Origin of the sequence: Kitasatospora sp. NPDC007106, assembly GCF_040634455.1 — a bacterium.
Lineage (GTDB): Bacteria > Actinomycetota > Actinomycetes > Streptomycetales > Streptomycetaceae > Kitasatospora > Kitasatospora arboriphila.
Genome location: NZ_JBEYFP010000175.1, coordinates 1 through 10,470 on the forward strand (window position 1 = coordinate 1; position 10,470 = coordinate 10,470).

11 protein-coding genes are annotated in these 10,470 nt (G+C 75.1%); 7 read left to right on the plus strand and 4 right to left on the minus strand.

Annotated features, from left to right (window positions below; translation table 11 throughout):
• The 6 genes from ABZ641_RS16475 to ABZ641_RS16500 form a co-directional block, all read left to right on the plus strand.
• On the plus strand, window positions 1-429 hold a 429-nt coding region (locus ABZ641_RS16475), incomplete at its 5' end, for a hypothetical protein (RefSeq protein ID WP_359982481.1).
• A gap of 150 nt (window positions 430-579) precedes the next feature.
• Window positions 580-1,407 (plus strand): MerR family transcriptional regulator, encoded by an 828-nt coding sequence (locus tag ABZ641_RS16480; protein ID WP_359982483.1) that lies wholly within the window; start codon window positions 580-582, stop codon window positions 1,405-1,407.
• Complete coding sequence (locus ABZ641_RS16485) at window positions 1,404-2,633, plus strand: glycosyltransferase (protein ID WP_359982486.1); 1,230 nt, start codon at window positions 1,404-1,406, stop codon at window positions 2,631-2,633. The genes ABZ641_RS16480 and ABZ641_RS16485 overlap by 4 nt, the downstream gene beginning before the upstream one ends.
• A gap of 72 nt (window positions 2,634-2,705) precedes the next feature.
• Window positions 2,706-3,110 carry a hypothetical protein gene (locus ABZ641_RS16490; RefSeq protein ID WP_359982489.1) on the plus strand — a complete coding sequence of 135 codons (405 nt, stop codon included), beginning with the start codon at window positions 2,706-2,708 and terminating at the stop codon, window positions 3,108-3,110.
• Between the two features lie 76 nt (window positions 3,111-3,186).
• Window positions 3,187-4,548 carry a hypothetical protein gene (locus ABZ641_RS16495; RefSeq protein ID WP_359982491.1) on the plus strand — a complete coding sequence of 454 codons (1,362 nt, stop codon included), beginning with the start codon at window positions 3,187-3,189 and terminating at the stop codon, window positions 4,546-4,548.
• 128 nt (window positions 4,549-4,676) lie between these two features.
• Window positions 4,677-5,393 (plus strand): VanZ family protein, encoded by a 717-nt coding sequence (locus tag ABZ641_RS16500; protein WP_359982493.1) that lies wholly within the window; start codon window positions 4,677-4,679, stop codon window positions 5,391-5,393.
• A gap of 49 nt (window positions 5,394-5,442) precedes the next feature.
• On the opposite strand, the gene ABZ641_RS16505 is transcribed toward ABZ641_RS16500, so the two are convergent.
• From ABZ641_RS16505 to ABZ641_RS16520, 4 genes are all read right to left on the minus strand, one after another.
• Window positions 5,443-6,279, minus strand: coding sequence for a HEAT repeat domain-containing protein (locus ABZ641_RS16505; protein WP_359982495.1), 837 nt, complete (start codon window positions 6,277-6,279; stop codon window positions 5,443-5,445).
• 110 nt (window positions 6,280-6,389) lie between these two features.
• Entirely contained in the window at window positions 6,390-7,046 is a 657-nt protein-coding gene (locus ABZ641_RS16510; protein ID WP_359982498.1) for a toll/interleukin-1 receptor domain-containing protein, read from the minus strand.
• Between the two features lie 47 nt (window positions 7,047-7,093).
• A complete protein-coding gene (locus ABZ641_RS16515; RefSeq protein WP_344624883.1) occupies window positions 7,094-7,552 on the minus strand; it encodes a toll/interleukin-1 receptor domain-containing protein in 459 nt (152 codons plus the stop codon).
• Between the two features lie 100 nt (window positions 7,553-7,652).
• Window positions 7,653-8,609: a hypothetical protein gene (locus ABZ641_RS16520; protein WP_359982501.1), complete on the minus strand. Its 957-nt coding sequence runs from the start codon at window positions 8,607-8,609 to the stop codon at window positions 7,653-7,655.
• Between the two features lie 282 nt (window positions 8,610-8,891).
• Here ABZ641_RS16520 and ABZ641_RS16525 point away from each other — a divergent pair.
• Window positions 8,892-10,470 (plus strand): hypothetical protein (locus ABZ641_RS16525; protein ID WP_359982503.1); only part of this gene is annotated, 1,579 nt, incomplete at its 3' end.

Here is a 10,470-nt window from a genome sequence, read left to right on the forward strand (position 1 = left end):
ACGACATGCTCGGCGGCAACGGCCGCTCCGGCGACAACCGCGTCACCACCGGCCCGTTCGCCGGCGGCCGGTGCCAAGTGGGTGTACGTCGAGGGCATCCAGACCGAGACCACCGGCCTCCTGCTCAACGGCAGCGCCCCCAAGGTCACCTGCCACGACGGTGCCACCGCGCCGACCGTCGAGCGGCAGCCGGACGCCCCCACCGACACCTACCCCCTGGCGTCCACCGCCAAGGTGCTGCTCCAGACCCCCGGCAAGCAGCCGGCACCCGCCGCGACCGCCAACGACCTCGCCAAGCTCTTCAAGGCCCACGGCGAGGGCAAGAACGCCTTCGGCGCGTTCGGCTGGCAGGGCAACGTCTTCACCATCCGCACCGACGCCCACAACACCGTCGTCTTCATCGCGCAGGGTCTGAGCGTCAACCCGTAAGCGGCCTCCTGACCGCCGGCCCCTCCTCCGACGACCGGGGCGAGGGGCCGGCGGCGCACCTGCCCCGGAGCCGGCCGGCCGGAGCCCCGAGCCGAATTGACCCTCCCCCTGCGTCAGGCCCCAAGCTGAGGCCGACGAAAGGGCACGGGGATGAACTACTCCGTCGGACAGGTCGCGGCGTTCGCCGGGGTGACCGTCCGCACACTGCACCACTACGACCGGGCGGGACTGCTGTCGCCGAGCGGCCGCAGCGACGCCGGCTACCGCCTCTACGGCGACGCCGACCTCGCCCGGCTCCAACAGATCCTCTTCTACCGGGAACTCGGGATCCCGCTCGACGGGATCGCCGCGATCCTCGCCGACCCGGACGCCAACGCCCTGCAGCACCTCCTGGACAGGCAGCGCCGGTTGGGCGAGGAGATCGCCAGACTCCAGCGGCTCGCCGAGGTCGCGGAACAGGCGATCGCCGTCCAGCGGACCGGCGTCGCGATGACCCCGCAGGAACGCTTCGAGGTGTTCGGCGAGATCGCCTTCGACCTCAGCTACGCCACCGAGGCTCAGCAGAAGTGGGCGCACTCCGAGGGACAGCGCGAGTCCATGGCGCGCGCCGCCGCCCACAGCAAGGAGGACTGGCGCCGGCTCATGGCCGAGGCCGCCGCCTGGCGGACCGAACTGCTCGCCGCCTTCGACGACGGCGAACCGAGCGACGGCGAGCGGGCCGGCGACCTCGCCGAGGAGCACCGCCTGCACATCGCCCGCTGGTTCACCACCTGCCCGCCCGAGATGCACCGCCGGATCGCCGACGACTTCGCCGCCGACCCGCGTGCCTTCGCCCTGGTCGTCCCGCCCTCCCAGCAGCGCCCGGGCCTCGCCGGGTACCTGCACGCGGCCGTCCACGCCAACGCCGACCGCCGCACCGCCGCCCGCACGGCCGGCCGCTCCGGCTCCGGCCGCCCCGACTCCGGGGAGACCCGATGAGGATCCTGATCGCCGCCGCCGGATCGCGTGGTGACATCGCGCCCTACACCGGCCTCGGAGCCGAACTGCGCCGCGCCGGGTACGAGGTCGCCCTCGCCGCCGCCGACCCCTTCGCGCCCCTCGTCCGCGCCGCCGGACTGGAGTTCCGCAGCCTGCCCGCCGACACCAAGGCGCGCCCCGGCCCCGGCACCGGTACCGGCCCGGACCGGCGCGAACTGATGCGCACCGCCGCCGCGTTCGTCACCGACCTCGGCCGGGGCTTCGCCGACGCCGTCGACGGCGGCGCGGACCTGCTCCTGCTGTCCGCCACCACGGCACCGCTCGGCTGGCACCTCGCCGAGGTCACCGGCATCCCGAGCCTCGGCGTGCACCTCCAACCCACCGCCCCCACCGGCGACTTCCCGCCGACCGTCCCCGGCGTCCGACCGCTCGGCCGCTTCGGCAACCGCATGACCGGACGCCTCGCGCTCCGTGTCGCCGACCGCCTCCACGATCCCGCCGTCACGCAGCTGCGGCGCCGCCTCGGGCTGCCGCCGTGCTCCCCCGCCGCGATGCGCCGCCGGCAGGAGCGGGCGAACCGGCCCGTCCTGTACGGCTTCAGCACCGCCCTGGTGCGCCGCCCCGCCGACTGGCGCCCCGGTCTCGAGATCGTGGGAACCTGGTGGCCCCATGTCGACGCCGACGACCGACTGCCGCCAGAGGTGGAGGACTTCCTGCGGTCCGGCCCGCCGCCGGTGCTCGTCGGCTTCGGCAGCATGGCGTCCGGCGAGGGGGAGCGGCTGAGCGACCTCGCCGTCCGGGCGCTGCGCCGCGCCGGGCTGCGCGGCATCCTCCAGGCCGGCGCCGCCGGACTCGCGGCCGAGGGCGACGACGTGCTGACCGTCGGGGACCTCCCGCACGCGCTGCTGTTCCCGCGGCTGGCCGCGGTGGTCCACCACGCCGGAGCCGGTACCTCGGCAGCCGCACTGCGGGCAGGAGTCCCCGCGGTCACCGTGCCGGTCACCGCCGACCAGCCGTTCTGGGCCGGACGGCTGGCCGCGATCGGCGCCGCCGCCGACCCGATCCCCTTCCGGTCCCTCACGGCCGAAGCCCTGGCCGAGGCACTGCGCCGGGTCGTGCACCGGCCGGCGTACGCCCAGGCCGCCGCGGGGGCCGCCGAGCACATGACGGGCGAGGACGGTGCGGGCCGCGTCCTGCTGGCCGTCCGGCAGCTGACGGACGGCTGACCGGAGCCGCGGTGGCGGCCGTTCCCCGGTGGACGGACAATCCATCGTGGTCCTGGAGACACCGGAGGCGGCATGACAGACCCGCAGAGCATCCTCGAACACGCCCGCCACGGCGCCGCACCGGCGAACTGGCGGGTCTTCACCAAGAAGCGGGGAAAGCTGTCCGGCCTGCTGCACGGCTCCTCGCGCGACCCCGACCCGCTGCTGGTGATCACTCCCGAGGGCACCGTCGAGTACCGCGACGACCGGACGCCACCGGACGTCGTGGGCTTCGCCGACCTCGACGGGGTGGAACTGAAGGTCCGCGGGCAGAGCTTCTCCGACAGCAGCACGGTGAGCATCGCCGTCTGGCTGGACCTCCGCTACCGCGGCGGAGGCAAGGCGAAGTGGCGGCCCGCGGCCTTCGGCGACGACCTGCAGGCGATCCAGGGATTCCTGGAGGCCTACGGCGCCCACAAGGCCCTGCGCGGCGGCTGACACGACCGCACGGCCGGAGGCGCGCGCCGGGAGGCGTCCCGTGCGCCTCCGAGGACACGCGCTAGGGTTCCGGCCCGTGGATGCTGCTGATCTCGAGAGCCGGGCCCTGACCTTCTCCGGATGGATTCCGCCGGAGCTGGTCTCGCTGCTGGTGGAGCGCGGCCGGCTCGACGAGGTGGCGTTGCAGGCCCGCGGCGGTGACTGGTTCTGCGCCAGGGCGTGGGTGGCGGCCCTGGCCGGGGAGGACCGGCGGGAGGAGGCGCTGGCGGCGCTCGCGCCGTTCACCGCCACGGGCTGGTGGAGGGCCGTCGAGACCGAGGCCGGACTGCTGGAGCGGTGGGGACGGCCGGAAGAGGCAGCCCTCCGGGTGCGTCCGCACGTGGAACAGGGGCACACACCGGCCGTCGCGTTCCTCGCGCGGCTGCTCGTCCGGCAGGGGCGCGGCGGCGAGGCGTTCGACCTGCTCCGGCCGCATGTCGAGGACTGGTCGCTCGCGGAGGCGCTCGTCGAGGTGACCGCCGGTCTCGGCCGGGACGAGGAGGTCGCCGCGCTGCTGGCCGACCGGGTCGAAGCGGCGGGGCGGTGTGACGGGCCGTGCGACTGCCGGCCCGTCACCCCGTGGAACGCCGTCGACCTGCTGGCCGCCGTCCGCGAGCGGCAGGGCCGGACCGACGAGGCGATCGCCCTGCTGCACACCCGCACCACCACCTCCGTCGACGACCGTGACCAGCTGGCCGAGCTGCTGGCCCGGCACGGCCGGATCGGCGAGCTCCGCGCATACGCGGAGACCGACTCCCACGGCCATGCGGCCCAGTGCCTGGCGGAACTGCTGGAGGAACGCGGCGACCCGGACGGCGCAGCCGCGGTGTACCGCCGGCACGCCGAGGAGCACGGACCGAGCGGCAACTCGCTCGGCCTCCTGGCACGGCTCCTGGTGCGGCACGGCCGGGTCGACGAGGCGATCGAGGCGGTGCGCTCACGGGTCGACAGGCCCGGCGGCGGCACCGACGAGTGGGCCGTCGACACGCTGTGCCGGCTGTACGCGGACCACGGGCGGGCCGAGGAGGGGCTGACCCACCTCGACGCCCTCGAACCCCATCTGGGATCCGAAGACGTGGAGCCCCTCCGGCTGCGGCTGAGACTGCTCGTCGCCGCCGGACAGGTCGACCGGGCGGTCGACGCCGCCCGGGCCCACCCCGCCGGCGGTTCGGGCCACGGCGCGTCGCACCTGGCCCGACTGCTCGCCGACGCCGGGCGCCCGGAGGCGGCCGTCGCGTACCTGGAGCAGTGCCGCTCGGTGATCCCCGCCGACCTCGCGCGGCACCTCGTCGAGGTCGGCCGCATCGAGGACGCCCTGGTGGCCGTCCGCCGGCCGGCGCCGCGAACGTTCCCACCCTTCGGCGGCGACAGCCGGCCCGCCGACGAGTCGCCCTTCTGACGCACGCCGTCCCGCGGGGTGGTCCCGACGGCACGGCCGCCCGGGAGTTGCGGCAGTGCGATACTCGCGGACGAACGATCAGCAGCCGCCGTGGCCGGGCCGGCCGGCCCGCCGTCGACAGTGGAGCCATGGACCGCACCGCAACACCCCCAGCACCGGCCCGCCGCATCCGCAGGGCCGTCCTCGCCGGCCCGGCGGTCCTCGGTGCCGCGGTCGTGGCCTTCCTCGCGCAGCGGCCGCTCCACCACCACCGCGACGGGTGGCACGCCTGGCTCGGCACGATCAACGGCGTGGTGTTCCTCACCGCGGCCGGACTGCCGCTGGCCGCGCTGGCCGTGTGGGCGCTGGCACGCCGTCGGAGTGCCGCCGGCACCTCGCCGGGGTGGGCGCGGCGCACCGCGCTGGCCGAGGTCGGCATCGCCTACGGGACGCTGCCGTGGGTGTGGATGATCATGCTGCCGGGCGCCGGGGCCGGCACCGCTCCCCGCCGGGTGAGCCTGGTGCCGCTGCGGGACCTGATCGAGGTCCTCGCGGGCAGCCCGGTCACGGCGACCGTCCAGGTCGTCGGCAACCTGCTGGTGTTCGCGGCACTCGGCTGCTTCGCCCCGATGCGGTTCGCGGCACTCGCGTCCGTGCCGCGGATCCTGGCGCTGGGGGCGGGCTGCTCCGTCCTGGTCGAGACGGCGCAGTACGTGCTGTGGCTGGACCGGGTGTCCTCCGTGGACGACGTCCTGCTGAACGCAGCCGGCGCCGGGCTGGCCGCCCTCGCCTCCCGCCGCCGGTGGCGCGCCGCCGACCCGGCACCGTCGGCCGGGCCCCGACCGGCCCCGCTGCCGGCACGCTGAACCACCCCGGCACACCGCGCGGCTCGGTACCCTCAGGCGCCCGACCGTGTCAGGACGGTGCGGGCTGCGTCGCGGACGTCCGCGTCCTCGTCCGCCGCGAGCCGCTCCAGGCCGTCCGGGCAGTCGGCTCCGGCCTGCGGGAGAGCGACCAGGCCACCCAGACGCGGACCTGGCGGTCCGGGTCCCCGGCACGCGCCGCCAGCAGGGCGGTGACCTCCTCGTCGCGGGTCGATCCGAGGGCCGACACGGCCGCTCGCCTGACCTCGGGTGCGGGGTCGGCGGTGCCGGCCATCGTGACGGCCCTCGCCCGGTCGGGATCGCCCGTGCCGAAGATCGTGCCGAGGGCGCTCATCACCCCGGCCCGCACCCGCGGCTCGGGGTCGGTGGCCGCACCGGCGACCAGGCCGAGGAACTCCCGCCCGCCGAAGTCGAGGATGCCGAGGCTCCAGATGCCCACCAGCCGCGCACCGGCGTCCGCCGAGGCGAAGAACTCCAGCGCCAGGCGCCGCGCGGCGGCGGGCCACGCGTGGAACAGGTCGAGCACGTCGAGCTCCAGGGTGTCCCCGTCCTCGTTGCGGTCGCCCACCCTCGCCCGCAACAGGGCGGGCAGGGCGTCCTCGCCGCACGCACCCGCCAGCACGTGGGCGATGCGGTCGCGCCCGAAGGAGTCGCCCGCGGCGGCGAACCGGGCGAGCCGGTCCTCCAATTCCGGCCGCAGGAAGGCGGCGTCCGGCGTCCGCAGCCGGTCCACCACGGGCGCCGACCGCTCGTACGCGCCCGGCCCGCGCTCGTGCTCCGCGGCGAGCACGGCGTCCAACTCGCCCCACACCCGGCGCAGCTCCGCCCGCACCGCCACCCCGTCGCCGACCTCGTCCGTTCCGTTCACACGCGGCAGCCTAACGGGCGCTCGGGTGGTCGATTCAGCTGCGCCCACGCGCCCCTGTGCGGCATCCGTACGCCTTTGAAGACACGCCCCAGGACCTCCCCCTCGGCCCGTCAGAAGCGGCGGCGCCACCATCGTCCGGTCGACCTGAGGGTGACCACCAGCAGCAGGACGAAGACGAGGCTGCGCCACAGGTCGCCGGAGTTGCCCGACCGGCCGGTGTAGGCGAGGGCGCCGTAGAGGAACGCGGCGCCGTCGATGCCGAGCAGGATCAGCAGCATCCGGGTGTCGGGTGCGAGGGCCGCGAGGCCGCCGGCCGGATAGGCGGGGGCGCGGCGGCCGGGGTAGCCAGGGCTGCGGGAGGGCTTGAGGCGGGTCTCGCGCACCGCGGCCAGGAGGGCCCGCTGCGCCGCCCTGCGGTCCAGCCCGACGAGCGACACCGGTTCGAGGTTGCCGAGCAGCGCGCCGCCGTGGCCGGGGACGACCTCGACCGGGACGATGCGGCGGCGTTCGCCCGCGGGGTCGGTGCGCAGGAACGCGGACCACTGGGCACGGGAGTCGGCGGACAACTGGTAGTCCGGCGACAGGACGGAGATCAGGCGCTCGGCGTTCCCGAGGTCGCTGTCCTCCGCCAGCACCCGGTTGGTGCCGGGCAGGGCGTGGTCCCAGGCGCGGAGGCGGACGCTGTACCCGGCCGATTCGAGCTGCCAGCCGATCCATTCGGCCCAGGACAGGTCGTCCTCGGCGTACGAGACGAAGAAGTCGATCACGGTGTACCGGTCCGTTCTCCGCCGGGCGGCCGGCGGATGATGTGAGGTCAGGAGCGGCCGGGGAAGGGCGGATCCGGATTCCGGGTGGCGCGCGGGTCCTGCAGACCGTCGAGCAGCCGCCGGCGGGCGGTGGCCTCGTCCACGTCGTGGAGCGGGATGTGGATGCGCGGCCCGAGCAGCCCGTCGAGCTCGAAGTCCTCGACGAGGAGGGGGACGAGGAGCCGGCGCCGACCGTCCGGGTCCAGGCGGAAGACCGCCGACCACTCCGCCGCGGTGAATCCGGAGCGCATGTACGCCTGGCTGAGCAGCAGGACGAGGCGCTGCGAGCCGGCCAGCGCGCGTTCCATGGCGAGGACGAAGTTGTCGGCGACGGCGAAGTCCAGGAACTGGACGACGACCGTGTGGCCGGCGTCCTCCAGCACCTTGGCCGTCCACTCGGCCCAGGCGCTGTCCGCCCGGGTGTAGCTGATGAAGAAGTCGGCCTTCCGCGGTGCTCCGGTCGTCATCCGCGCTCTCCTCTCGTCCAGGGGTACACATCGGCTCGGTGCGGCTCGGTGCGGCTCGGTGCGGCTCGGTGCGGGTCGCCGGGCCGCGCCGGTCAGCGGGTCAGCGGGTCTGCAGGTCGGTGTCGAGGACGACGACCCTGTCGTGGCCGAGCATCCCCAGCCCGTAGCCGGGTACGGCGCCGATCGCGCCGGAGCCGAAGACGAGCGAGGTGTCCTGCACCTCGGACCGCACCGAGCCGTCCTCGGCGCTCAGCAGCACCACGCCGCGCGGCCCGTTGACCCCGACCAGGCCGGACCGCACCACGGCGGGCTTCGTCTCCTCGACCGGGATGCTCCAGATCGGCGCCGTCATGTCGGTGACGCGGTAGAGCGCCAGCCGCTTCCCGCCGTCGGTGGTGGCGAGGATCCTGCCGCCGCCCTGGACGACGTCGTCGAGCCCCTTCGGCACGGGCCCCCGGGCGACGACCTTCCCCGTCCGCACGTCGTAGGCGAAGACCGCCCGGTCGGTGCTGTGGAGGATCCTGACCGGGCCGTCCGGGTACTCCTGCGGGTTCGGGAGCGGCGGCACGTCGACGGACCACCGCTGCCGGCCGGTGACCAGCGAGAAGCCCTTGACGGTCATGCCGTTCGCCGGATCCACGTCGGGCTGCTCCAGCCGGACGCCGTACGGGGAGTACTCGGTGCCGCTGCGGGAGTCCTCGCCGTGCCACAGCTCCTTGCCGGTGTCGCCGTCGAGGAGCGTGCTGCCGTGCAGCGAGACGAGGACGGTGTGCGGGTGCCCGTCCTCCTCGTCGGTGCCCTCGACGGCCTCCGCGCGGCCGGCCGCGTCGTCGTCGCGCCGCTCCGCGGGCACCCAGTCCTCGACGGGACTCCTCCAGAGCGAGCGGCCCGTCCGGGCCTCCAGGCACTCGACGAAGAAGTGGTTCTCCGCCTTGGTGAGCGCGCCGGCGGGAGTCACGGCCCGGGAGACGACGTAGACGTGGTTGCCGGCGGGGATCCGCGCGGTGCCCCGCGGGTCGTCCCGGGTGAAGGCCAGGGTGCCGTGGACGACGTCCACGACCGTCGTCCGGACGGGGTCGTCGGTCCAACAACCCGTCATCATGAGGCCGCCGGCCAGGAACTGCGTGCTGATGACGGGGACGGGCCGCTCGTGGTCCGGCGCCCCGCCCCCGCTGCGCCGACGAACACCTGTCGGAGGCGGCGTTCATGTCAATATCGCGGCTGCATAACGGAATTGACGTCACATCAGGTATTTTCCGACTGATCCGGACGACCGTCCTCGCGCCCTCCTACGATGTGGAACGCACCGACCGGCAGGGGTCAGGGAGGGCGGGATCGGATGACCTCGGTTTCTGGACCGGAGAGCGCCGCGCGGGTCGCGGCGCTCCTGGAGAACCGTCGCAAGCTGCTGGACGTCGTCGACGCGGAGAGCGCCCGCTGGCGCGGGGCGGGCTCCGCCCTCGGGAGGCTGGAGGAGCTGCTGGCCGCGCTGCGCGGCCAGGCCGACGCCTCGGAACGGCTCCGCGCGGCGCTCGACGGATCGGCGCTGCGCGACCTGGGAGCACGCGTCTCCGAGCTCCTGGACCTGCACGGGCAGGCGGCCGCACGGTTCGCGCGCGGCACCGTGAACCTCGGGGTGAGCGGGCAGGCGCGGGTCGGCAAGAGCACCCTGCTCCAGTCGCTCTCCGGGTTGACCAACGCCGAGATCCCCGCCGGATCCGGGATCCCGGTGACGGCGGTCCGCAGCCGCATCTGCCACGTCCCGGGCCAGTCCCGGGCGGTGCTGCGCCTGCACACCCCGGAGTCGTTCCTGGCCGAGTCGGTCCGTCCGTACCACGCGTACCTGGGCCTGGCCGCGGCTCCCGCCTCGCTGGAGGAGTTCGCCGGCTGGCGCTACCCGGAGGCGGTGGAGGACAGCAAGGCGCCATTGCTCCAGCGGGTGGTGGCGGCCCAGCGCGCGCTGTGGTCGTACCGGGAGGATCTGGTCGGCAGCGGGCGGGAGGTGCCGTTGGCGGAGCTCCGCGGCTACGTCGCGTACCCGTCGCAGTCCGAAGTGGACGGCGGGAACCCCTCCCGCCGCTACCTCGCGGTCCGCGAGGCGCGCATCGAGTGCGAATTCCCGCACCCGGGGGTGGGCCGGATCGGGATCGTCGACCTGCCGGGGCTGGGGGAGATGGCCGCGGACGCCGAGCGGCGCCACGTCGCCGGCCTGCGGCACGACGTGGACGCCGTCCTGCTCGTCAAGCGCCCGGTGGAGGGGATGGCCTACTTCGGGGCGGCGGACGGCCGGGCGCTGGCGCTGCTGGACGACGCCCGCGGACTGGTCCGGCGCACCGGCGACTTCGTCTTCCTCGTCGTCAACAAGGGCAGTGGCGACCCGGAGAGCCTGGCCGCGGCCCTGCACGGGCATCTGACCAGCGAGGTCAACGCCGGCCTGCCGGGGCGGCACTTCACCGTTCTGGAGACCGACGCAGCGGATCCGGCCTCGGTGCAGGAGCGCCTGCTGGCGCCGGTGCTGGCGGCCCTGGCCGAGCGGCTGCCGGTGATGGACAACGACATCGTCGCCGGACTCGCCGAACGGTCGGAGGAGCTGGCCCGGGCGGTCCTGGCGGCCACCGCGGGCGTCGAGGCGGAGCTCGGCCGGCTGAGGGGGCACGCCAGTGCGCCGGCCGAGGACCTGGAGCGGCAGGCCGAGACCCTGCGCGAGGACCTCGCGGCGGACCTCGCGGAGATCGTCGGGCGGATGCGCGTCGAGGCGGCGGCACGGGAGGAGGACCCGGACTTCGCGGCCGCGGTGGACGAGGCGTACACCGATCTGGGCCGTTGGATCGCCGAGGGCCTCGGGTCCGAGGAGGCCGACGGCGCGGGCGGGGCCGGAGCGGCCGGCGCCGCCGACGGAGGGCCCGCGGACGCGGGGC